This window comes from Novosphingobium rhizovicinum (assembly GCF_040813635.1).
Lineage (GTDB): Bacteria > Pseudomonadota > Alphaproteobacteria > Sphingomonadales > Sphingomonadaceae > Novosphingobium > Novosphingobium rhizovicinum.
Genome location: NZ_JBFNXR010000033.1, coordinates 53,096 through 75,828 on the forward strand (window position 1 = coordinate 53,096; position 22,733 = coordinate 75,828).

23 protein-coding genes are annotated in these 22,733 nt (G+C 62.5%); 14 read left to right on the forward strand and 9 right to left on the reverse strand.

Annotated features, from left to right (window positions below):
* Nucleotides 1-35 precede the first annotated feature (35 nt).
* From ABUH87_RS10010 to ABUH87_RS10030, 5 genes are all read left to right on the forward strand, one after another.
* A complete protein-coding gene (locus ABUH87_RS10010) occupies nucleotides 36-659 on the forward strand; it encodes a TetR/AcrR family transcriptional regulator (protein WP_367773127.1) in 624 nt (207 codons plus the stop codon).
* Between the two features lie 113 nt (nucleotides 660-772).
* On the forward strand, nucleotides 773-1,624 hold the full coding sequence (locus tag ABUH87_RS10015) for a TauD/TfdA dioxygenase family protein (protein WP_367773129.1): 852 nt from the start codon (nucleotides 773-775) through the stop codon (nucleotides 1,622-1,624).
* Between the two features lie 151 nt (nucleotides 1,625-1,775).
* Nucleotides 1,776-2,624 carry a TauD/TfdA dioxygenase family protein gene (locus tag ABUH87_RS10020; protein ID WP_367773131.1) on the forward strand — a complete coding sequence of 283 codons (849 nt, stop codon included), beginning with the start codon at nucleotides 1,776-1,778 and terminating at the stop codon, nucleotides 2,622-2,624.
* An 83-nt stretch (nucleotides 2,625-2,707) separates the two neighbouring features.
* Complete coding sequence (locus ABUH87_RS10025; protein ID WP_367773133.1) at nucleotides 2,708-3,499, forward strand: outer membrane protein assembly factor BamD; 792 nt, start codon at nucleotides 2,708-2,710, stop codon at nucleotides 3,497-3,499.
* Nucleotides 3,500-3,614: 115 nt separating this feature from the next.
* Complete coding sequence (locus ABUH87_RS10030; protein WP_367773289.1) at nucleotides 3,615-4,058, forward strand: RrF2 family transcriptional regulator; 444 nt, start codon at nucleotides 3,615-3,617, stop codon at nucleotides 4,056-4,058.
* A gap of 95 nt (nucleotides 4,059-4,153) precedes the next feature.
* On the opposite strand, the gene parE is transcribed toward ABUH87_RS10030, so the two are convergent.
* A complete protein-coding gene (parE, locus tag ABUH87_RS10035; RefSeq protein WP_367773135.1) occupies nucleotides 4,154-6,163 on the reverse strand; it encodes a DNA topoisomerase IV subunit B in 2,010 nt (669 codons plus the stop codon).
* Between the two features lie 78 nt (nucleotides 6,164-6,241).
* A complete protein-coding gene (locus ABUH87_RS10040; protein WP_367773137.1) occupies nucleotides 6,242-7,405 on the reverse strand; it encodes a penicillin-binding protein activator in 1,164 nt (387 codons plus the stop codon).
* A 39-nt stretch (nucleotides 7,406-7,444) separates the two neighbouring features.
* Between ABUH87_RS10040 and rsmI the strand changes: the two genes are divergently transcribed.
* From rsmI to ABUH87_RS10060, 4 genes are all read left to right on the forward strand, one after another.
* Nucleotides 7,445-8,275 carry a 16S rRNA (cytidine(1402)-2'-O)-methyltransferase gene (gene rsmI / locus ABUH87_RS10045; RefSeq protein WP_367773139.1) on the forward strand — a complete coding sequence of 277 codons (831 nt, stop codon included), beginning with the start codon at nucleotides 7,445-7,447 and terminating at the stop codon, nucleotides 8,273-8,275.
* On the forward strand, nucleotides 8,272-8,634 hold the full coding sequence (locus ABUH87_RS10050; RefSeq protein ID WP_367773141.1) for a YraN family protein: 363 nt from the start codon (nucleotides 8,272-8,274) through the stop codon (nucleotides 8,632-8,634). Before rsmI ends, ABUH87_RS10050 begins: the two co-directional genes overlap by 4 nt.
* Before the next feature lie 142 nt (nucleotides 8,635-8,776).
* Nucleotides 8,777-9,748, forward strand: coding sequence for a glutathione synthase (gshB, locus tag ABUH87_RS10055; protein WP_367773144.1), 972 nt, complete (start codon nucleotides 8,777-8,779; stop codon nucleotides 9,746-9,748).
* 19 nt (nucleotides 9,749-9,767) lie between these two features.
* Nucleotides 9,768-10,370, forward strand: a complete 603-nt coding sequence (locus ABUH87_RS10060) for a DedA family protein (protein ID WP_367773146.1) — start codon at nucleotides 9,768-9,770, stop codon at nucleotides 10,368-10,370.
* A 12-nt stretch (nucleotides 10,371-10,382) separates the two neighbouring features.
* Here the strand turns inward: ABUH87_RS10060 and ABUH87_RS10065 are convergent, their stop codons facing one another.
* Genes ABUH87_RS10065 through rph form a run of 4 tightly spaced genes read right to left on the reverse strand, consistent with a single transcriptional unit; the run spans nucleotide 10,383 to nucleotide 13,824 of the window.
* Entirely contained in the window at nucleotides 10,383-11,279 is an 897-nt protein-coding gene (locus tag ABUH87_RS10065) for a tyrosine recombinase XerC (RefSeq protein WP_367773148.1), read from the reverse strand.
* Nucleotides 11,276-12,427 carry a radical SAM family heme chaperone HemW gene (gene hemW, locus ABUH87_RS10070; protein ID WP_367773150.1) on the reverse strand — a complete coding sequence of 384 codons (1,152 nt, stop codon included), beginning with the start codon at nucleotides 12,425-12,427 and terminating at the stop codon, nucleotides 11,276-11,278. Before hemW ends, ABUH87_RS10065 begins: the two co-directional genes overlap by 4 nt.
* 54 nt (nucleotides 12,428-12,481) lie before the next feature.
* On the reverse strand, nucleotides 12,482-13,111 hold the full coding sequence (rdgB, locus tag ABUH87_RS10075; RefSeq protein WP_367773152.1) for an RdgB/HAM1 family non-canonical purine NTP pyrophosphatase: 630 nt from the start codon (nucleotides 13,109-13,111) through the stop codon (nucleotides 12,482-12,484).
* Nucleotides 13,108-13,824, reverse strand: a complete 717-nt coding sequence (gene rph / locus ABUH87_RS10080; protein ID WP_367773154.1) for a ribonuclease PH — start codon at nucleotides 13,822-13,824, stop codon at nucleotides 13,108-13,110. The genes rdgB and rph overlap by 4 nt, the downstream gene beginning before the upstream one ends.
* A 64-nt stretch (nucleotides 13,825-13,888) precedes the next feature.
* Between rph and hrcA the strand changes: the two genes are divergently transcribed.
* The 3 genes from hrcA (at nucleotide 13,889) to ABUH87_RS10095 (ending at nucleotide 15,930) form a co-directional block, all read left to right on the forward strand.
* On the forward strand, nucleotides 13,889-14,962 hold the full coding sequence (hrcA, locus tag ABUH87_RS10085; RefSeq protein WP_419956687.1) for a heat-inducible transcriptional repressor HrcA: 1,074 nt from the start codon (nucleotides 13,889-13,891) through the stop codon (nucleotides 14,960-14,962).
* 16 nt (nucleotides 14,963-14,978) lie between these two features.
* Entirely contained in the window at nucleotides 14,979-15,554 is a 576-nt protein-coding gene (gene grpE / locus ABUH87_RS10090; protein WP_367773156.1) for a nucleotide exchange factor GrpE, read from the forward strand.
* A 115-nt stretch (nucleotides 15,555-15,669) separates the two neighbouring features.
* Nucleotides 15,670-15,930, forward strand: coding sequence for a YgdI/YgdR family lipoprotein (locus tag ABUH87_RS10095; protein ID WP_367773158.1), 261 nt, complete (start codon nucleotides 15,670-15,672; stop codon nucleotides 15,928-15,930).
* Nucleotides 15,931-15,996: 66 nt separating this feature from the next.
* On the opposite strand, the gene ABUH87_RS10100 is transcribed toward ABUH87_RS10095, so the two are convergent.
* Nucleotides 15,997-16,332 (reverse strand): hypothetical protein, encoded by a 336-nt coding sequence (locus ABUH87_RS10100; RefSeq protein WP_367773160.1) that lies wholly within the window; start codon nucleotides 16,330-16,332, stop codon nucleotides 15,997-15,999.
* 155 nt (nucleotides 16,333-16,487) lie between these two features.
* Nucleotides 16,488-17,015 (reverse strand): copper chaperone PCu(A)C, encoded by a 528-nt coding sequence (locus ABUH87_RS10105; RefSeq protein ID WP_367773162.1) that lies wholly within the window; start codon nucleotides 17,013-17,015, stop codon nucleotides 16,488-16,490.
* Nucleotides 17,016-17,217: 202 nt separating this feature from the next.
* Between ABUH87_RS10105 and dnaK the strand changes: the two genes are divergently transcribed.
* Complete coding sequence (gene dnaK / locus ABUH87_RS10110; protein WP_367773164.1) at nucleotides 17,218-19,137, forward strand: molecular chaperone DnaK; 1,920 nt, start codon at nucleotides 17,218-17,220, stop codon at nucleotides 19,135-19,137.
* Nucleotides 19,138-19,213: 76 nt separating this feature from the next.
* Nucleotides 19,214-20,338 (forward strand): molecular chaperone DnaJ, encoded by a 1,125-nt coding sequence (gene dnaJ, locus ABUH87_RS10115; protein WP_367773166.1) that lies wholly within the window; start codon nucleotides 19,214-19,216, stop codon nucleotides 20,336-20,338.
* A gap of 67 nt (nucleotides 20,339-20,405) precedes the next feature.
* Here the strand turns inward: dnaJ and ABUH87_RS10120 are convergent, their stop codons facing one another.
* Complete coding sequence (locus ABUH87_RS10120) at nucleotides 20,406-22,712, reverse strand: patatin-like protein (RefSeq protein ID WP_367773168.1); 2,307 nt, start codon at nucleotides 22,710-22,712, stop codon at nucleotides 20,406-20,408.
* Nucleotides 22,713-22,733: the final 21 nt, after the last annotated feature.

A 22,733-nucleotide genomic window follows, 5' to 3' on the forward strand; every position in this document is an offset into this window, starting at 1 on the left:
ACGTTTCAGCAACGCTGGCCCCGAAGGGAATTGCCATGGCTGGCGCAGTGCGCAGGATCGGAGCCGAGACATCGGCGACGCGTGCCATCATCGTGGAGGCGGCTGAAAGCCTCATTCGTGAGGAAGGGTATGCCGCCGTCAGTACGCGCCGGATCGCGGCGCGTGCGGGACTCAAGCCGTCGCTGGTCCACTACTACTTCCCGACGACCGACGACCTCCTGATCGAAGTGTCGCGAAGAGGTGCGGAGGAAAGCGACCGCATGATCGAGGAAGCACTCGCTTCCGAGAATCCTCTAGAGGCGCTGTGGCGCTTCTTCGTCGATACCAGTCGCACCGCCATGGCTTTGGAGTTCATGGCGATGGCTAACCACCGGGACGCTCTGAGAGTACAGATGGCGGAGCATAGCGAAGCCATGCGCCGTCGGCAGGTCGAGATTATTCGCCATGCGCTTGGGGACCGCCTGTTGGGGCCGGACGGCTGCCCGCCGGCGGGCCTGAGCGTGGTCCTTGCGGGGGTGGGCCGGGCCATCGTCATGGAAGAGAACCTGGGCGTGAGGATCGGTCATGATGAGGCGATGGCCTTTGTCCTCGACTGGCTTCAACGGCTGACCGGCAATGGAACGAGGCCGGAAGGACCGGCTGACAACCCCGGCGACTGATCGGGTCTGCCTGGTCGATCAGTGTTATCGTAGGGACGCTCTGGACGAGCCCATGCCTTGACGCCTATATGAAGAACAGTGTTCCCACAGGCGGTGTTCGGGAGAAGAAAACGATGTCGGTTGCAACCAAGGTCATGCTGAAGTCAGAAGCGATCAAGTCCAAGATCGGCTCGCGCGTGCTCAACACGAAGGAAGAACTGCTTTCGGGTGAGCTGGCGAAGGAGATTCGTGAGCTGCTGGAAGCGCGTGGCGTTCTGGTGTTCCCTAAGGTCAGCTTCACAAGCCAGGAGCAGGTCGCCTTCACGAAGACCTTGGGCACGTTCGCGCCCGAGCGTGCGGGTGATGACGAGGATATCACGAAGATCACGCTCGACGCCAAGGAGAACCCGGCTGCGGCCGAGTACCTCAAGGGTTCGCTTTACTGGCACATCGACGGCACGCGCAACGACGTGCCGATTCTTGCCTCGCTGCTGACCTGCATCAAGCCGTCGCCCAAAGGCACGGGCAATACGGGTTTTGCGAACACGTACAGCGCGTTTGAGGATCTGCCCGAGGACAAGAAGGCCGAGTACGAGAGCTATCGCGTCGTGCACGGCCCCTGGGCGTCGCTGTTCTACTATGAGCCTGAGCCGAGCCTGGCCAAGCTGCAGGGCTACGCGCAGATCGGCGAACAGGAACTGCCGCTGGTGTGGAAGCATCAGTCCGGTCGCAAGAGCCTGGTGATCGGCTGCACCGCGGCGCAGGTCGTCGGCAAGTCGGCGCTCGAAAGTGCGATGATCATCCATGGCTTGCGTGATTGGGCGACCGGCCCTGACTTCACCTACAGCCATGAGTGGGAAGTCGGCGATCTCGTGATGTGGGACAATACCGGCACGATGCACCGTGCGGAGCCCTACGATCCCTCATGCGGCCGTATGATGCACCGCACCAAGCTGGAGGGCGAAGAAGCTTTCGCTTACGCCTGATCCGGCATGTACTCCTGAATGCACAAGAGGCTCGCTTGTCCGTCAAGCGGGCCTCTTTGTTTAGGTGGCGTTTTCTTGACCCCCTGGCCTGCCGTGCTGTACAACCGTTCAGCAACGACGCGGCGCTAAGCCGGTATGGGAAGGATAAGACATGGCGACGGTAGCAAACACCTGGGAAGTCAGCGACGCGAACGAGAAGATCGGCGCGGTCATCCGCACTGACAAGCAGACGCTGCTGAGCGGCGAAAAGTCGCAAGAAATTCGTGCCATCATGGAAGCACGGGGAGTCGTCGTTTTCCCGCAGATCAACTTGTCGGACGATGAGCAGATTGCCTTCACCCACACGCTTGGGACTTTCGCGCATGAGGAGGGCGAGGGCGGTAAGGACGGCAAGGATGCCGTTTATCCCATCACCATGGATGAGAGCATCAACCCGATTGCGAGCTATCTGAAGGGTGCGTTCTTCTGGCACATCGACGGCACCATGTCGGAGAAGCCGATCCTCGCGTCGATCATGAGTGCACGTGCTCTCGCCAAAGAGGGTGGCGAAACGGACTTCTGCAACACCTACGCCGCTTACGACGACCTTCCCGAAGAGGAGAAGCGCGCGATCGAACCTCTGAAGGTGGTTCATGCCATGTGGCGTTCGCAGCTCTACTGGAAGCCGGAGCCGAGCATAGGCGAGCTTGAAAGCTGGATGGCCCGCGGCAGCAACACGCTTCCGCTGGTGTGGAAGCACCGCTCGGGCCGCAAGTCACTCGTGCTTGGCGCGACCGCTCTGCAGGTGGAGGGCATGGACATCGTCGAGAGTGAAAAGACGCTCGTCCGCCTGCGTGACTGGGCTACGCAGCCGCAGTTCTGCTACCGGCACACATGGTCTCTCGGCGACATGGTGATCTGGGACAACACCGGCACCATGCATCGGGCGCTGCCCTATGATCATAAGTCTGGTCGCTTGATGATGCGCACGAAGCTTGAAGGTGAAGAGGCGTTCGCTTGATGCGCTGAGGAGGGGCTTCAGGATCGCATGTACGTCCTGCGTTTCACTTGGCGTTCAGCCCGAGGCTGGCTATAGACCCCGCCATGCTGGATAGATCGCGTTTGAAGCCCCTCCTGTTTGCTGCTGCCACAGGAGCGATGATCCTGACCGCGGGATGTGCCGGTAGGGGAGGTGGAAAGACTGACACCGCCTACGTCGCGCGGGACGTCGATACGCTATACAGTGCCGCACAAACCCGCCTCGAGCGGGGGCAGACCAGGCAGGCGGCGGCTTTGTTCGACGAAGTCGAGCGGCAGCATCCCTATTCGCCCTGGGCACGCAGGGCGCAGTTGATGAGCGCTTTCAGCTACTACGCCGCGCGTGACTACAACAAGGCGGTCCAGTCGGCGGAGCGCTTCTTGTCTATCCATCCTGGCAACAAGGATGCGCCTTACGCCTTCTATCTGATCGCAGTGTCGTATTACGAGCAGATCAGCGACGTCACGCGCGACCAGAGGATTACGCAGCAAGCCAAGCAGGCCCTGACCGACGTGGTGCGGCGCTATCCGACAACACCTTACGCCGCTGACGCGAAGGTGAAGCTCGACCTTGTCAATGATCACCTTGCGGGCAAGGAAATGACGATCGGCCGCTATTACGAGCGGAGCGGCCGCTGGCTGGCGGCGACGCTGCGGTTCCGCAACGTGATCGATAATTACGAGACGACGAGCCACGCGCCCGAGGCGCTCTTCCGGCTGGTTGAATCGTATCTTTCGCTGGGTGTACCGGATGAAGCGCAGAAGGCTGCGGCAGTGCTCGCGCGCAATTATCCCGGAAGCATCTGGTACTCGCGCGCTTACAAGCTGATGGAGAGGCACGCGCCGCAGAAGGTCTGACACGGCAGAAGGTCTGACACGGCAGAAGGTCGGATACGGAAGAAGGTCGGATACGGAAGAGCTTTCAAGCGTCTAAGTTGACTTTAGAACGCAGGAAGCGTTGACTCCTGCGACCATGCTTTCGCAGAAGACTCGCTACTCGATCCGCGCTCTCCAGCACTTGGCCGACAAGTACATGCAGGGGCCGGTGCGCCTGGATGAAATTGCGACCGCACAGAACATCCCGCGCAAATTCCTAACCGTGATTCTCTCGGAACTTGCCCGTGAGGGTATCGTCGTCTCCCACCGGGGGCGGTCCGGCGGATACGAACTCGCCCTCCCGCCCGTCGACATTCGCTACGGTGACATCATACGCATCACGCGAGGCAGTCTCGCCCTGGTGCCTTGTGCCAGCCGGAACGCGCACGAGACCTGCGCGAACTGTCTTCCTGAGGCCGATTGCAGGCTGCGCGGGCTGATGCTGCTGTTGCGGGACGAAATGGCGACCATGCTCGACCGCATGAGTCTCGCTGATCCGATCGTGCCAGAACCGCCTTTTGACGGTGAACCAGAGGCGTGAATTACCTCAGACTAGTGTAGGATCTTGTCTGCGTGAATCGACAGGGGATTCACCTTAAAAACAGCGGATAGGCTTCAATCTAAGATGATCATGCTCTAGGCGTCGATCAGTTCGGGGTCGATCTCGCTTGCGCGGTTCTGAATGAACTGGAAACGGTGCTCCGGATTGCGGCCCATCAAGCGATCGACGAGGTCTTTCACGGCGGCCCGATCCTCATATTCGGGAGGCAGCGTGATCCGGATCATGGATCGGCTGGCGGGACTCATCGTCGTCTCACGCAGCTGCTGTGGGTTCATTTCACCCAAACCCTTGAAGCGAGATACCTCGACTTTCTTGCCCTTGAACCTGGTTTTCTCCAACTCTGCACGGTGAAGGTCATCGCGAGCATAGGCGGACGTGGCGCCGCTTGTTATCCGGTAGAGCGGGGGCTGTGCGAGGTAGAGGTGGCCCCGGCGCACGACTTCAGGCATCTCCTGGAAGAAGAAGGTCATCAGCAGCGTGGCAATGTGCGCACCGTCGACGTCTGCGTCCGTCATGATGACAATGCGATCGTAGCGCAGGTTGTCCGGGTTGCAGTCCTTGCGGATACCGCAGCCCAGCGCGAGTTGCAGGTCGGCGATTTCCTGATTGCCTCGGATCTTGTCGGCACTTGCGCTCGCGACGTTCAGGATCTTGCCGCGGATCGGAAGGATCGCCTGCGTCTTGCGGTCGCGCGCCTGCTTGGCCGAGCCGCCGGCACTGTCACCCTCAACGATGAACAGCTCCGTCTCGCCATCGCCTTCGCCCGAGCAATCAGTCAGTTTACCCGGCAGGCGCAGCTTCCGGGCGTTCGTGGCCGTCTTGCGCTTGACCTCGCGCTCGGCCTTGCGGCGAAGGCGCTCGTCCATGCGCTCGAGGATCGAACCGAGCAGTGCCTTGCCGCGATCCATGTTGTCGCTGAGGAAATGGTCGAAATGATCGCGCACCGCATTCTCTACGAGGCGGGCGGCCTCTGGCGAGGTGAGGCGATCTTTTGTCTGGCTCTGAAACTGCGGGTCACGGACGAAGACCGAGAGCATGACCTCGCTGCCGGTCACCACATCATCAGGCGTGATATCCTTGGCTTTCTTGCCTTGGCCGACAAGGTCGGCAAAGGCGCGGATGCCCTTGGTCAGAGCCCCGCGAAGTCCCTGTTCGTGGGTGCCGCCGTCGGGCGTGGGGATGGTGTTGCAATACCACGAATAGGAGCCGTCGGAGTAGAGCGGCCACGCAATTGCCCACTCCACGCGCCCTCCCTCGGAACCGTCATCGCCGCGCGGGAATTCCTGGCTGCCTGAGAAGGCTTGGCTGGTAACGCACTCGCGCCCGCCAATCTGCTCCGCCAAGTGATCAGCCAGACCGCCGGGGAACTGAAACACGGCCTCTGCTGGAACATCTTCCGCTGCCAGTTCGGGTGAACACTTCCACCGAATTTCTACCCCGGCGAAGAGGTAGGCCTTCGACCGCACCAGCTTGAACAGCCGCGCAGGCTTGAACTTCTGATCGCCGAAGATTTCGGTATCTGGCGTGAACGCGACCGACGTGCCGCGCCTGTTCGGCGCTGCTCCGATCTTCTGCAGCTTGCCCAAGGTCTGCCCTCGCGAGAATTCCTGCGCAAAAAGCTCTTTGTTGCGGGCCACTTCCACACGCGTATGGCTCGAAAGCGCATTCACCACCGAGATGCCGACGCCGTGAAGGCCGCCCGAGGTGGCATATGCCTTGCCGGAGAACTTACCGCCCGAGTGCAGTGTCGAGAGGATCACTTCGAGCGCCGACTTGCCGGGAAATTTCGGGTGCTCGTCGACGGGGATCCCGCGCCCGTTGTCGGTGATTGTCAGCCGACCAGCAGATCCCGGTTCCGCTTCGAGCGTGACTTCGATGCGATTGGCATGTCCTGCGACCGCCTCGTCCATGGCATTGTCGAGCACTTCGGCAGCCAGGTGATGCAGCGCCCGCTCATCCGTGCCGCCGATGTACATGCCGGGGCGCCGGCGGACAGGCTCCAGCCCCTCCAGCACCTCGATTGCAGAACCATCGTAAGATTCGCCGCCCGAGGACGGTAATTTGTCGAACAAGTCATCGGCCATGGCGGCAGTTATAGGCCTGTGCGGAATCCCCGCGCAAGCTGCCCGCGGGTTTATCTCCAACGGTAACAGCGAAGCGGATCAGTTGCCGAACTTCGTTGGAGCCGGACTGATGACCTTCACAGCTCCAGGACCGACCTCCCGCACTTCCAGTGCGCGGTCGACAACACCGTTCCGATCGAAGCGGAACGCACCGTCGAGGCCGAGGAAGCCGTCTTCAGAGCTCAGAGCCTTCGTTGGGAAGGCTTTTCCCGGCTTCCAGTCGCGCGCGATACGCAGCGTGAGCAAGACCGCATCATAGCCCAGTGTCGCAATCCGGTATGGCCTTGCTCCGAAGCGGGTGCGGTAGCTCTGCGAGAACTGGGGAAAGCGGCTGTCCGAGACGGCGGAGTACCAAGCGCCTTTCAGGGCAGGCGTCGCGGTCACTTCCTTCTCTCCGCTCCACAACTCCGTGCCGAGGAGGCGAGGGGACGAAGCGCTCGCCTGCGGCTTCAGCTGGCTGGCTGCCCGCGCAGAGAGGGATCCGCTATCCGCGATGAGAACGGCGTCAAATGGCCCCCGCTCGCGAAGCTTGCGTGCGGCGGCGGTGATGGAGGCGTTGCTGCGGTCGTAGGTCTCCATGGCGGTGATCGCCCCCCCGGCAGCGCGTGCTTCCGCCAGCAATGCCTGCGAAGCCCGCTCTCCATATTCTCCCTTGGGAACAAGAGCGCCGAAGTTGGTAATCCCCTGGCCGCGAGCATAGCGGATTGTACGGCGTACCGATTCGCCGGGCAAGCTGCCCATCACGAAGACGTCGCGTGCAGCGGCGGTCTCATCGTTCGAGAACGAGATCAGAGGAACGTTCGCCCCTTTTGCGACGGCCGCGATCGCCGGAATGTCGCTGGCGAGGAGCGGGCCGAGGATCAACTGGTTGCCGTCCTCCAGCGCGCGCCTGGCTGCTGCTCCCGCATTCACCGCGGTGTCATAATTGGTGATGCGCAGATTCTGGGCGTTTGTGTCCATCAAAGCCATAGCCGCAGCATTGGCGATGGACTGGCCCACCGCGCCATTGGGGCCGCTCATCGGAACCAGCAGCGCTACGCGGTGACGTTGCGTATCGCTCGGGAGCTGGCTTGGTGCCGGGGTCGGCGCGGGCACCGGGGCTGGCGTGGGTGAGGGAGCCTTGGGAACGACGGTACAGGCCCCCAGAGCTGCCATTGCAGCTGCCGCGAGCAGATTGCGCCGGGCGATTCGCCGTTCGAACATCACTTGCTGTCCCCCTCCGGGTTGGCCATGGACATCACCATGGAACACGCGCTTTTGCCGGGCCTCTACATAGTCGCCACCCCGATTGGCAACCTTGGCGACATCACGCTTCGGGCAATCGAGGTGCTTGGTGCGGTTGACGTCGTAGCTTGCGAGGATACCCGCGTCACGGGAAAGCTGCTCAACCACCTCGGGTTGAAGAAGCGGATGCTGCGGTACGACGACCACTCGGACGAGGGGAGTCGGGAGCGCCTTCTTGCGACCATGAGGGACGGGCCGGTTGCACTGGTGAGCGATGCCGGCACCCCGTTGATCTCCGACCCGGGCTACCGTCTCGTCAGGGCAGCTCGGGACGAGGGCATCGCGGTGACCAGCCTCCCCGGGCCGAATGCCGCTGTCCTGGGTATGACGCTGTCAGGATTGCCGAACGATCGTTTCCTCTTCGGGGGGTTTCTCCCGGCCAAAAGCAAGGCTCGCGAGGACGTTCTGCGAGAGCTCGAAGCCGTGCCTGCTACTTTGATTTTTTATGAAACCGGTCCGCGTCTGCTGGACTCCCTGGATGCGATCGAGATCGTGTTACCGGGACGTGAGGTGGCGGTGGCGCGGGAACTGACCAAACGCTTTGAAGAGTGCCGGAGCGGAGCGCCTGCGGAGATCGCAGCTCACTTTCGAACTCATCCACCCAAAGGCGAGATCGTCCTGCTGGTGGCGCCGCCGCCGGATGCGCCACCTCCTGATGCAGCGGACGTCGATGCGCTTCTGCGTGAGGCTCTCAAGACCGACAAACCGTCGCAAGCGGCAGCGCGGGTTGCGAAGGTGACCGGCCTGGATCGCAAGGCGCTCTACGCACGTGCACTGGAATTAAAGTGAGTGAACGTCGCGCGCGTGCGGAGATGCAGGGCAGACGGGGCGAGGCGTGGGCCGCCTGGTATCTGCGGCTGACGGGCTGGCGCATCCTGGGCCGGCGTGTCAGAACCGCGCGCGGCGAAGTTGATCTGGTCGTGCGAAGAGCGCGTACCGTTTGCTTCGTCGAAGTGAAGTGGCGTTCAAGGAAGACTGATCTGGATGCCTCGATAGACGCGCGACGGCTGCAGCGTGTCGCCGCAGCCGCGCAAGGCTTGGTCGCGCGCTATGCTCGTGAGGGGGAGACAGTGCGGATCGACGTTATCCTGCTGGCGCCCTGGTGCTGGCCGCGCCGGATCGCCAATGCCTGGCAGCCCGGCGTCTGAGGTGACAGTGGTGGTTGCCACCTACCGACACGAACAGGCCCATGGGGGGAGACCGCCGTGCGGCCAGCCGCGCGAATGTACTCGCCCCGCCGTTGATTTCCGGTAATGCAGCCGGTGGTAAATGCCCTTAGAGAGGAGTGAGATGCCGTTACGTATTGCGGTCCAGATGGACCCGCTCGAGACGATCAACATCGCAGGCGATTCCTCTTTTGCGCTCATGCTGGCGGCCCAGGCGCGCGGACACTCGATGTTCCACTACGACGTCCACTCGCTCTCATACGATACCAGCGAGGGTGCGGGAGGGCGTCTGACCGCGTGGGCTGCCCCAGTTACGGTGAAATCAGTTCCCGGCGATCACTTCGCTCGCGATGAATACCGGCTGATCGACCTCGCGGTCGACGTGGACGTCGTGCTCATGCGGCAGGATCCGCCGTTCGATCTGGGCTACATCACCGGCACACATTTGCTGGAAAGGCTCGCTGGCACGACGCTGGTGGTGAACGACCCGGTGTCGGTGAGGAATGCGCCGGAGAAGGTCTTCGTCCTCGATTACGCGCGCTTCATGCCGCCCACCTTCATCGCGCGCCGGCTTGAAGATGTGCGGCGGTTCCATGCGGCCCACCCCGGGGAACTGGTGGTGAAACCGCTTCACGGCAACGGCGGGAAGGCGGTTTTCCGCATTCCGGAAGACGGATCCAATCTTGGCGCGCTGACAGAACTGTTCGGGCAAGTCTGGCCGGAGCCGTTCATGGTGCAGCCGTTTCTCCCCTCCGTCAGTGAGGGAGACAAGCGCATCGTGCTCGTGGATGGCGAGTTTGCCGGCGCCATCAATCGTAAGCCAGGCGAAGGTGAATTCCGGTCGAACCTGGCGGTTGGCGGCTCAGCGGAGGCAGCTCGTCTCACCGTGCGCGAGGAGGAGATCTGCGCGGCACTTGGCCCGGAACTGAAGGCACGTGGGCTCGTTTTCGTTGGCATTGACGTAATAGGCGGACAATGGCTGACGGAGATCAACGTGACGTCGCCTACCGGCATTGTCGCCATAGACCGCTTCAACGGCACGGACACGGGCGCAAAGATATGGGAGGCGATCGAACGGCGCCACGCTGCCATGTGAAGCCAGCACGGGAGCTGCCATGAGCGAGTGGGTTATCCGCCTCATTGAGGGCGGCGGCTATTGGGGCGTGGCGTTCCTGATGGCGTTAGAGAACATATTTCCCCCAATTCCTTCGGAACTCATCATGGGGATCGGCGGGATCGCGGTGGCGCGCGGAACGATGACACTCGTCCCCCTGTTGATCGCCGGCACGGTCGGGGCGACGCTGGGCAACTATGCGCTGTTCCTGCTGGCCGACCGCTTGGGGTATGAGAGGCTAAAACCCTTCGTGGATCGCTGGGGGCGCTGGCTCACCATGGACTGGAACGAAGTTGAGCGTGCCAGCCACTTCTTTCGGAAGCATGGCGGCGCCGTGGTCTTCTTTATGCGATTTGTGCCGATGTTTCGCACCGTGGTATCCATACCGGCAGGTCTTTCGCACATGAGTCACATGCGCTTCCTCCTTTACACGGCGGCAGGTGCGGCGATTTGGAACCTGGTGTTGGTCCAGTCGGGCCGCTGGGCAGGGATGGCTTTCTCGGAGGCCGAAAAATATCTGGGCTGGGCGACCATCGCCGTGGTGGCCGCAACCCTTGTCTATTACTTCTGGCGTGTATTCACCTGGAAGCCGACGGAGAACTGATCGCGCCTCTGTTCAATCCGCGTTCTCACGCGGGTGGGCATTTCGGTAGACGTCGAGCAAGGTGGCAGCGTCAACCTTGGTGTAGATCTGGGTCGAGCTCAGGCTTGCGTGTCCGAGCAGTTCCTGCAGCGATCGCAGGTCCGCGCCTGCACCGAGCAGGTGGGTCGCGAAGCTGTGGCGCAACGCGTGCGGTGTTGCGCTGGGCGGAAGGCCAAGCACGACGCGCGCTCGCGCCGTGGCCTTTTGCACCACTCCTTGAGAGAGCCGCCCTCCCATGGCCCCGCGGAACAGAGGGTCGGCGGGGCCGGTAGGCCACGGCGTCTTTGCCAGGTAGTCCGCAATCGCTTCGCGCACGACTGGCAGCAGAGGTGCCACGCGCTGCTTGCCCCCTTTGCCGGTGACTGTCAGCGTTTCGCCCAGAGGCAATGCTGCGCCAGTAAGCGAAAGGGCCTCGGCTATACGCAAACCCGCACCGTAGAGGAGAAGCAGGACCGCTCGGTCCCGTGCGCCGATCCAGGGTTCAGATGCGTCCTCCTCAACCGTGACGGCAAGATTCACGGCCTCATCGGGAGTTACGGGACGGGGAAGACCCTTCTTGACACGAGGCCCTCGCAAACGCGGCAGCGCCCTGTCGGATTCCGCCTGCTGCCGCGCGAACGCAAGAAACGCCTTCAACGCAGAAAGCTCGCGTGCGGCGGAGCTGTTACCGATCCCCTCGGCTCGCCGTGCCGCCAGATGGCGCCGCAAGTCGGCGGCATCGATCCGGGTCAGCGATGCCCAGTCGCACGTGTCCTGCCCTATTAGGCGGGCGGCTGTCGCGATGTAGGCACGAACCGTGTGGGGAGAGCGGCGTCTGCCGTGGGCCAGGTGCGCACCCCAAGCCTCCAGAACGTCGGCACGGCTCGTCATGCCTCGACGAGAGCTGCCGGCACGAGCTCAGCCAGCAAGGCGTCCAGCAGCGGCATTCCTCGCTCCGTTACCCCGATCCGCGTATCGCGCTGCCATGCGAGACCTTGGGTAGCGTAGAAGGAGAGTTTCTCGGCCACGTATAAGTCTGTGGTGGGCACCCCCACTTTGCGTGAGAGCCGGGCCAGATCGACCCCCTCGGCCAGTCGCAAACCCATGAGCATAGCCTCTGCCGCCTGTTCGTGCCGCCCAAGATTGCGAGCCTCGGCAAGACCGTCTCCCTGCTGCGACACAGCGGTAAGCCAGTTCTCCGGCTTGCGGTGGCGCACTGTTGCTGCTCCGGCTCTGCGCCCGTGAGCGCCGGGGCCAATGCCGCAGTAGTCATCGTAGCGCCAGTAGGCGAGATTATGGCGACTCTCCTCGCCCAGCCGCGCGTGGTTGCTGATCTCGTAGGCAGGTAACCCGGCAGCGGCCGTGTGGGCGCGGGTGAGGTCGAAGAGATCTGCCGCCACATCGTTATCGAGGGGGATGAATTCGCCTTTCCGGACCATCGTTTCGAAGCGAGTGCCCGGCTCGATCGTGAGTTGGTAAAGGGAGAGGTGGCCAGTGCCCAGCGCCATGGCGCGCGCCAGTTCGGCATCCCAGTCTTCCGCCGTCTGCCCGGGGCGGGCGTAAATCAGATCGAAGGAGACGCGGGCGAAATGGCGCTGTGCGATTTCGAGTGCTGCCAATCCTTCGGACGCCCCGTGCAATCGGCCGAGGAAGCGCAATGTGTCGTCATCGAGTGCTTGAAGGCCAAGCGAAGCACGGTTGATGCCCACCTCTGCCAGTACAGCGTAGTTGGCTGCTTCGACGGAGGACGGGTTGCCCTCTAGCGTGATTTCTATTCCGTCTTCGAAGCCCCATAGTCGTTCCGCTTCGGCAAGCAGGCGGGAGACCAGAGCAGGGGGCATCAGCGAAGGCGTGCCGCCACCAAAGAAAATGGAAGCGAGCGGCTCGCCGCCCGCGCATTCGGCCTCGCGGCGCATGTCGGCAAGCAGCGCTGCCTCCCAGGCGTCGTGGTCCACGCGGTTGCGCACGTGGCTGTTAAAGTCACAGTAGGGGCACTTTGCGAGGCAAAACGGCCAGTGAATGTAGAGGGCGCGGGCCATGCCGGTTTCCTAGCAACTTCGGCCCGCGCAGGCTACTGAACACGAGGTGCTCGCTCAGGCGCCGAACTGATCGGCCACAAGCTTTGCGAATGCGTCGGCGCGATGGCTGATGCGGTGCTTTTCTTCGGGTGCAAGCTCCGCGAAGGTGATGTCTTTGCCCTGAGGGACAAAGACGGGGTCGTAGCCAAAACCCATGGTGCCACGCGGGGGCCATGAGTACGTGCCCTCCACGCGGCCTTCATATACCGCGCTGTCCCCGTCGGGCCAGGCGAGGGCAAGAACGCACGAGAACCAGCAAGAGCGGTCCGCCGCCGGCCCAAGCTCGCAGAGCAGCCCTTCGACTTTTCCCATCGCCATGTACCAGTCGCGCCCCGAGGGGCCCTCGAACCACTGTCGCTCGGCCCAGTCTGCTGTGTAGACTCCCGGACGGCCACCCAACGCCGCGACTGACAGACCACTATCGTCCGCCAAAGCGGGCATCTGGGCGGCCTTCGCAGCCGCGCGTGCCTTCAAGATCGCGTTCTCGACGAACGTCGTGCCGGTCTCTTCGGGTTCGGCCAGTCCCAGTGCTCCTGCAGAGAGGCACTCGATCCCGTATGGCGCGAGGAGAGCGCCGATCTCCTTCAGCTTGCCAGCGTTGTGCGTGGCAATGAGCAGGCGCTTCCCCTCGAGCCGGCGGCTCACCGTCCGGTGGCCTTTGCCTGGGCCGCAAAAATCCGGTCGCAGCCGATGCGAGCCAGGCGCAGGAGGCGCAGCAGCGCTTCCTCGTCGTAAGGCGCGCCTTCCGCTGTGGCCTGCGCCTCGGCAATGAGGCCCCCTTCGATCAGCACGAAGTTGGCATCCGCGTGCGCGTTGCTGTCTTCGATGTAGTCGAGATCGAGCACTGGGGTGCCCTCATGGATGCCGCAGGACACTGCGGCGACGCGTGCGGTGATCGGATCTTCCTTGATCTTGCCTTCCGCAAGGAGCTTGTCGACCGCGATCCGCAGCGCGACCCATGCGCCCGAGATCGAGGCAGTTCGCGTTCCACCGTCGGCCTGGATGACGTCACAGTCCAGAACGATCTGCCGTTCGCCCAGTTTCTTCATGTCGACGACGGCGCGCAGGCTGCGACCGATCAGCCGCTGGATTTCCTGAGTGCGGCCGGACTGCTTGCCCTTTGCGGCCTCACGGCTGCCCCGGGTGTGCGTAGCACGCGGCAGCATCGAGTATTCGGCTGTGACCCAGCCTTCACCCTTGCCGCGGAGAAACGGCGGTACCTTCTCCTCGACGGAGGCAGTCACCAGCACGCGGGTGTCCCCGAAGGAAATCAGCGCAGAACCCTCCGCATGCCTCGTGAAGCCGGTCTGAATATCGATAGCGCGCATCTCGTCGGGCGCGCGGCCGGAAGGTCGCATGAAGATTCCTCTTGTGAACTCGTGAGGGGTGCCTTGGCTGAACGGGCTTGAGGCTGCAAGGGCGATGCCTAAATTGCACCCCGTGACGACTCCACCTTTTCTTGAACTGACCACCCGTGCACGAGAGATCTTTCGGCTCGTGGTGGAAGGGTATCTCGACACCGGCATGCCGGTCGGCTCGCGTACGCTCGCGGGAGGTGGGGCGCTCAATCTCTCACCGGCGTCGATCCGTTCAGTCCTGGCGGACCTGGAGAAGCTCGGCCTCCTTGCGGCGCCGCATACCAGCGCGGGGCGGCTACCCACGGAAACCGGGCTGCGGCTGTTCGTGGACGGCATGATGCAGGTCGCCGAACCGACGCGCGAAGAACGTGCGGCGATCGAGAGCCGCCTTGCCGAGCCGGGGCCGATCGAGGCTGCGCTGGAAGCCACGAGTGCTATACTTTCGGATCTCTCGGCCTGCGCGGGCGTGGTGATGGTGCCTCAGCGGGAGGCGCGGCTGCGACAGCTTTCGCTTGTCTCCATCGCGGAACGGCGGGTTCTCGCCATCATGGTCGGTGAAGACGGCGCGGTTGAGAACAGGATTGTCGAATTGGGCGCCCCGGTGCCTGCATCGGCGCTTGAAGAGGCGTCGAACTACATCACCGCACATCTTTCCGGGCGCACATTGGCCGAAGCGGCGCAATCCATGCGCAAAGATATCGCTTCGGGTCGGAGCGCTTTGGACGCCGCCAGCCATGATTTGATCGAACGCGGCATTGCGGTCTGGAGCGAGGATGCCGCACGGCGGCCCGTGCTGATCGTTCGGGGCCAGGCAAACTTGTTGGACGAGAGCGCTGTCTCTGATCTGGAAAGGGTGCGCTCCCTTCTCGATGACCTCGAGAACAAGCAATCGGTCGCGGATCTGCTGGACATGGCCCGCGATGCACGCGCAACGCGAATATTCATCGGCTCGGAAAACCGGCTGTTCGCCCTCTCCGGGTCTTCGGTGATCGCTTCACCCTATCGCGACCGCGAAGGACGCGTGATCGGAGTAGTGGGGGTTATCGGGCCAACTCGGTTGAACTATGCCCGCGTCGTCCCCATGGTGGACTTCACCGCTCGGAGCCTGGGCCGAAGCCTAGACAAATTTATCGGATAGCTGGAACTCAACGGACATGACTGACGACAAGACGCAGCCCCAAGATGGCAAGGCTGTTGCCGACGAACTGAAGGGCGTTCCCGAGGAGCTGCTCGAGAAGAATGACGGAAACGCGGAGGACGGCGACGAACTGGCGCGCCTTCGTGAGGAGCTCGAGGTTGCCAAGCAGGACATGCTTTACGCACGCGCGGAAACGCAGAACGTACGGCGCCGGCTTGAGAAGGACATCGCGGATACGCGCGCCTACGCTGCAACGGGGTTTGCGCGCGACATCCTCTCCGTCGCCGACAATCTCTCGCGCGCGCTTTCGGCCATTCCTGCTGAATTGCGGGACGATGAGAAGATGAAGAACCTTGTAGCAGGCATCGAGGCCACCAGCCGCGAGATCGACAAGGTGTTTGGCGCACACGGTATCAGTCGCATTGCTGCCATGGGCCTGCCGCTCGATCCCAACCAGCATCAGGCCATGATTGAAGTGCCCTCAGCAGATGCTGAGCCGGGAACGGTCGTGCAGGAACTGCAGGCCGGCTACATGATCAAGGACAGGCTGCTCCGGCCGGCGATGGTTGCTGTGGCTAAAAAGCCAGACTGACCCTGAACGGGCGCTCACCGCGCCTCTCCCTGCGACCGGCCGTTGTACTGGAAGGAACAAGTCAGGCGCATCTCCGTTGATCTCGAAGATCGTTTACTGGGTCACGGAGATAAACATGCGTAAGCTCATTCTTCCTGTCATGGCGGCTGGCGCACTCGCTTTAGGCGGATGCGCGTCCAATTACTCGGGTGAGGGCGCACTGGCGGGCGGCGCGCTCGGCGCGGGCGTCGGAGCACTCGCGGGCGATGTCGCTGCAGGTGCGGCAGTCGGTGCGGCTGCGGGCGCGGTAGCGGGCTCTCAGGTCGAGAAGGACCGGAACGGCGGCTGCTATCGTTATGACCGTGACGGGCGTCGCTATTACGACCGGGATTGCTGATCGCCTTTGCGGTTAATCATCTTTGATGGCGTGGGCGGGTGCCCGCGCCATCTCTATTTCAGTCCGCTAATCGCTACGGAACGGCAGGATGCCCCGATAGGACGATAGCGGAGGAGCGCCCGGCACATGGATGCCGCGCTCCAACAGGAAAATGTGCCGTACGATCTCTGCCTGCTGCTCAATGCCGTACCGCTCAAGGCGCCATCCGGGGCGGAGCGCATAATCGTACCGGCAGAGCGGATGCCGTGCCAGGGGCAGGTACCATCGGCCTCTTGTCTGCGTCTGCCAGATATGAGTCATCTCGTGCAGGAACAGGGCTTGGGCATGTAGCCCGGCGCCTGCAAAATCTTCCACGTAGTGCGGCGAATGCGGGTGGAAGTGGATGTGTCCCGTAGGCGCCATCAAGGTGCCCACTGGCTGCAACGGAAACCAGCGGCGGCGCTTTATTCGGACCGGTTCGCAATCAACCGATCTTCCAAAGACCGACCTCACCAGTTCTTGCTCCCCGGTGGTAAGCGGGCGCTCACCACCGGGCGGGCAGCATCCGTCAGTTTGCGTCAGTGCGCCATCTCCGCGTCCGGGTTCCTCGCTTCGACAGCGATCGGCATGGAGAGTTTATCGCCATCCGCAAAGGTCAAAGTCATCTCCGTCTCGCCTCCGGCTTTCAGTGTGTCGGACACGTCAAAGGCCATCACGTGCAACCCGCCGGGTTCGAAGGCAATTTCTGCTCCCGGCGCAATCTCAACCTGATCGACTGGTGCCATCTTGCCGCCGTCGGTGCGGTGCATCTCTACCTTGCCGACGCCGGCGAGATGCACGCCCGCGAGGGAAACAGGAGCCTCGCCGGTGTTCCTGACCTTGAAGTAAGCGACTCCTGGGCGCCCTTGTACCAGAGGCAGAACGAGCCGCCCCTCAGCGGCGCTTACACCCGGCTTGGCTTCTGGGCCCATGGCGGAGGAGGCTTCGTCAGCCGCGATGGTGCTCGTGCTTTCCCCCGTCGGCGGGGTTTCGGAGCTGTTGCATGCGGCAAGGCTCGCAGCCGCGGCCGCGACAATGGTCAGCATCAAGGGGCGACGGATTTTCATGGCGCGAATTTCCTTATGCCAAGCGTCCAGAACTGGGTCGGTTCATGCCTGCATGCCGCTCTTGTGCCAAGCAAAACCACACCTATATCGCGCCGCGACGACATGCCCTTGCACAGGGACGTCATCGAGCCGCCAAGCCGCCTTGCCTCTGTGAGGGAGGCGATCCGCGCGGTGTCACCAAACGACGTGAGGAATGGGGATAATGGGTAAAGTAATCGGTATCGACCTTGGCACCACCAACAGCTGCGTTGCCGTCATGGACGGTGGCAAGCCCAAGGTGATCGAGAATTCGGAAGGCGCGCGTACCACGCCGTCGATCGTCGCCTTTACGAAGGATGGCGAACGCCTGATCGGACAGCCGGCGAAGCGCCAAGCGGTCACGAATGGCGACAACACGATTTTTGCGGTGAAGCGCCTGATCGGCCGCCGCTTCGACGACCCGGTGACCAAGAAGGACACCGAGTTGGTTCCGTACACCATCACTCGTGGCAAGAACGGCGACGCGTGGGTCAGCGCCGGCGGCGAAGACTATTCGCCCTCGCAGATCAGCGCTTTCATCCTGCAGAAGATGAAGGAAACCGCCGAGAGCTACCTGGGTGAGACGGTCACGCAGGCGGTCATCACGGTGCCGGCCTACTTCAACGACGCGCAGCGTCAGGCGACCAAGGATGCCGGCCAGATCGCGGGCCTCGAAGTGCTGCGCATCATCAACGAGCCCACCGCGGCTGCGCTGGCCTATGGTCTCGACAAGCAGGACGGCAAGACCATCGCGGTCTACGACCTTGGCGGCGGCACCTTCGACGTTTCGATCCTTGAGATCGGCGACGGCGTGTTTGAGGTGAAGTCGACGAACGGCGACACCTTCCTGGGTGGTGAGGACTTCGACTCCAAGCTGGTCGAGTGGCTGGCCGACAAGTTCAAGGCCAAGGAGAACATGGATCTCCGCACCGACAAGCTTGCACTCCAGCGCCTGAAGGAAGCGGCTGAGAAGGCCAAGATCGAACTGTCGTCCACCGCGACGACCGAGATCAACCTGCCCTTCATCACCGCGCGCATGGAAGGCGGCAGCACCACGCCGCTTCACCTGGTTGAGACGGTCACCCGTGCAGACCTGGAGAAGATGGTCGCGGACCTGATCCAGCGCACGCTCGAGCCTTGCCGCAAGGCGCTGGCTGATGCTGGCGTTTCGGCGAAGGAGATCGACGACGTCGTTCTCGTGGGTGGTATGACCCGCATGCCGCGCGTGCGTGAAGTCGTGAAGGAGTTCTTCGGCAAGGAGCCTCACACCGGCGTGAACCCCGATGAGGTGGTTGCGATGGGTGCGGCGATCCAGGCCGGCGTGCTTCAGGGCGACGTCAAGGACGTGCTGCTGCTCGACGTGACCCCGCTTTCGCTGGGTATCGAGACGCTGGGCGGCATCATGACCAAGATGATCGACCGCAACACCACGATCCCCACGAAGAAGAGCCAGGTCTACTCGACTGCCGAGGACAACCAGCAGGCGGTGACGATCCGCGTGTTCCAGGGCGAGCGCGAGATGGCGCAGGACAACAAGATGCTGGGTCAGTTCGACCTTGTCGGCATTCCGCCGGCACGTCGTGGCGTCCCGCAGATCGAAGTGACCTTCGACATCGATGCGAACGGCATCGTGAACGTGTCCGCCAAGGACAAAGGCACGGGCAAGGAGCAGCAGATCCGCATCCAAGCTTCGGGCGGCCTGTCCGACTCCGACATTGACCAGATGGTCAAGGATGCCGAGCGCTTCGCCGAAGAGGACAAGAAGCGTCGCGAGGCTGCCGAGGCGAAGAACAATGCCGAGAGCCTTGTTCATGCGACCGAGCAGCAGCTCGCCGAAAATGGCGACAAGATCGACGCTTCGCTCAAGTCCGACGTGGAGAGCGCGATTGCTGCCGCCAAGACGGCGATCGAAAGCGGCGATACTGCTGAGATCACTGCGAAGTCGCAGGCGCTGACCGAAGTCGCGATGAAGATGGGCCAGGCGATCTACGAGCGGGAGCAGTCTTCGGCTGCGTCGCCTGAGGCAGGCGCTGGTTCTTCGTCGAGTGGCGACGAGGATGTGGTCGATGCCGAGTTCTCGGAAGTAGACGAGAACAAGGGCTGATAACCTGATGAAAACCGCGACCGCCGCTGGTGCATATTGTGCCAGCGGCGGTTAGGTTATGCGCGGGGAAGAATACGTGTCAGCGACTGAAATCGACTTTTACCAACTGCTCGAGGTGGAGCGGACGGCGGACGACAAGACTCTGAAGTCGGCCTACCGCAAGCTCGCCATGAAGTACCACCCGGACAAGAATCCGGGCTGCAAGGATTCCGAAGCTCGCTTCAAAGCGATCAGCGTCGCGTACGACTGTCTGAAGGATCCGCAGAAGCGTGCCGCTTACGACCGGTACGGTCATGCTGCGTTCCAGAACGGCGGCCCCGGCGGCGGCCCAGGCGGTGACTTTGGCGACATAGGCGACATCTTCGAATCCATCTTCGGTCAGGCCTTCGGTGGAGGGGCTCGCCAGCAGGCGCGTCGCGGTGCCGACTTGCGGTACGACATGGAAATCACGCTCGAAGACGCGTTCCATGGCAAGAAGACCGAAATCACAATCGAGGTTTCTCAAGGTTGTGAGCCATGCCACGGTTCCGGCGCGGAGCCCGGAACCGGTGCGCGCCGATGTGCGATGTGCGGCGGCCACGGCAAGGTGCGGGCGCAGCAAGGCTTCTTCATGGTCGAGCGGACTTGCCCGACCTGCCACGGTCGTGGTGAGGTGATCGAGAAGCCCTGCCGCGCCTGTGGCGGAGAAGGGCGGGTCGACAAGCCCCAGCAGCTTGAGATCGATATTCCCCCTGGGGTGGACTCGGGCACCCGCATTCGTCTGTCCGGCAAGGGGGAAGCGGGGCCGTTCGGCGCGCCACCGGGAGATCTTTACATCTTCCTCCACGTCAAGCGGCATGACGTGTTCGAACGCGAGGGCACGACCGTGCTTACGCGCGTTCCGATCACCTTCACGACCGCAGCTCTGGGTGGCAGCATCGAGATTCCGGGAGTCGACGGCGAGCGGCTCTCTCTCGACATTCCTGCCGGCATCCAGTCAGGCAAGCAGTTGCGCAAGCGCGGCGCTGGCATGCCAGTGTTACAGGGCCGGGGGCGGGGCGACCTCGTCATCGAAATCAGCGTTGAGACACCCACCCGCCTGACCGCGCGTCAGAAGGAAATCTTGCGCGAGTTGCAGGAGACCGAAACGGGTGATGAGTGCCCAGGTTCGAAGGGGTTTTTCGAACGCATCAAGGATGCCTGGACGGGCATCACTGACTAAGCTCGATCTGTCACTATCCGCACGTGCAGAGGCCTTCTGCACGTGCGGATAGAGCTACAATCGACCTCTAAGCAGGCCATGAAGCAAGTGCATTGCGAACGCCGGCAATCAGCTCCGGATCGATAGTCAGACGACCTTCCTCTTCGTCGAGGATCGCGCAGAACGCTTCGCGCTTGAAGCGATCCAGATGCTCCATCTTCAGTGGCCGTTCGTCCAGAGTTGAGGCCACAAGATCAATCAGCCGTTCTGCGCCGTGCAGTCGTCCCCAAAGATAGTCGTTCTCGCGGTAGGCGCGGCTGAAGAATGCTCCGAAATTATAGAACTCGGTGCCGCGAAGGGCGCTTGTGGCTGCGAACGCATGACAATCATCGGGCGAAATCCTGTCGACCTTTGCTGGATCGAATTCGTTGCTGCCTTCACCGCGTAGCAAGGGCAGGGTGACAGTGTCGTAAAAGGGGAAGCCAAGGTAAGCGAGTAGCAGCCGCCTTCGTGCTGCGCTTGGCAGTGCGCCGAGCCCTTCGGCGATCATCGTATCGACCTGACTATCCAACTGCGGGAGATTGCGCCGAGTTGCGATCCATTCCAGCACTGCGGCCGGATCTTCGAAGACCTTGCTTGCCACTCCCGCAAACGCGGAGCCAAGGGCGCTGACGGATTCCTTGGCTTGGTAAAGCGATAGCGCTTCATAGGTGATGCCGAGCATTCGGTCCGCCGCAGTCTCGTCAGCCGCGTCATACAGGATCGTTTCCTCCGTCGTTCGCTGGGCCAAAAGGCGCAGCCGGCGAATCCGAAACGACAGATCATGCTGTCGAAAGAAGGCAATCACTGGCGGTGAAGCGCTGCCGCGCAGAGCAGAGAGCCTATCCAGTCCTTGCGCAGTCAGAGAGGCTGAGAGCGCGTCGTTTACCGCTCTTCGCGATCCGACTCCGGGCGCAGCCTGCATGACTATGCGGGTAAGCAGGGTGAGAATGCCGGAGAACTTGACCTGCGAATAACCATGGTAGGCGAAGCCCGCCTGCTGCCAGGCCGCTTGCTGCGCCTTGGCGCGCCATGCACTCAGTCGCTTCGGCGTCGGCCGGTCAAGAAACAGCGTGCGTCCGAACAGCTTCTCGACCGCGTCCTCGATCTCGGGACGCAGGGACTCGGCGATCGTGCGCAGCGTGGCCGTTTCGCGCGAGGCTGTTTCCAGTGCCTCAAGGTTGTCGCGGATTGGCTGTTCGCGGGGGATGGCCGAGACCGCTCCGAAGATGGTCGCGACAAATCCGGGCGGTCCCTTGGGATCGTCGGGTGTACCTGGGAACGTCTGTTGCGGTGTGGGATCGACGTACACGAAGCGACGATCCACTTCGCGGTGAGCGGGCCGTTCGTGCAGTACCGCCATCGCGTCCGCGAAGGGGGCATTTACCAGCACCGAGCCGTCGATGAGCGACACTCGCTCGACATCGCCCGCTTGCACGTGTTCGGGCATGATCCGCTCTAAAAAGCGATCCCGGCTTTCCCAGCCCATGTTTTCCTTGTCCGCAAGTTGCTCGATCTCGCTGATCTGCAAGGCCGGAAAAGCGCCTGGAAAGCTGGAGGTGGCACGAGTGGCGAAGACAAGATCGAGCAGCGGAGCCAGCGGCTTTCCAGGAGTGTCGGGGACTTTCCCGCGAAACCCGATCGAGAGCCGATGCTCGCTTTCGTAGACGAGTTCGGGCGAATGGAGCCGCAATGGCTGTAACCGTCCGCTGAAGTCCGTGGTCGTGACGAAAAGGTCAAGCGGATGGCCAGGCGGCAGCAGCGGCACTGCAGTTGGGCCCTCCGCCATCGCCTTCAGTGCTCTTAACAGCAGGCGGGAAAGGCCTATGCCGCTGAACGGCGGTTCGAACCAGCGCGAGCGGATCAGGCGCGAGAGCTTTTCCCGAACTTCTTCGCGCGTTTCCGGTGAGACAGAACTGCTCACTCCGTTTCCCGGTCGCTGAAGGAGGTAGGACGCCACGGGGGTCATCCAGAACTTCGCCGTGCGCGCACCGGGCCGCGCATCGGGGTCCAGAAGGACATCGATGTCAGCTTCGGAAAGCCACAGCTCGGTGAGAGGATCGAGCGATTGTCCGGAGTGGATCGCCTGAGCAAGAAAGACCGAGTTAATGCCGCCGGCGCTCGCACCCGCAACGATATCGGTCATCACGGAAAGGGAGAGGCCATGCTCCTCCCGCAGCTGCCGGAGCAGAGCCGTGTAGACGCCTTCGCTTCCCTCGCCCGGGGACTGCCCGGTGTGGAATGCTCTGCTGGCGCGCAGCAGCTTCCATAGCTCCTTGGTGACGCCGTGCATGTAGACTGCCAGGCTGACGCCGCCATAGCAGACGAGGGCGATCCGCAATTCCTTGTGCCGCATAGACCCCCATCTAGCGGTATT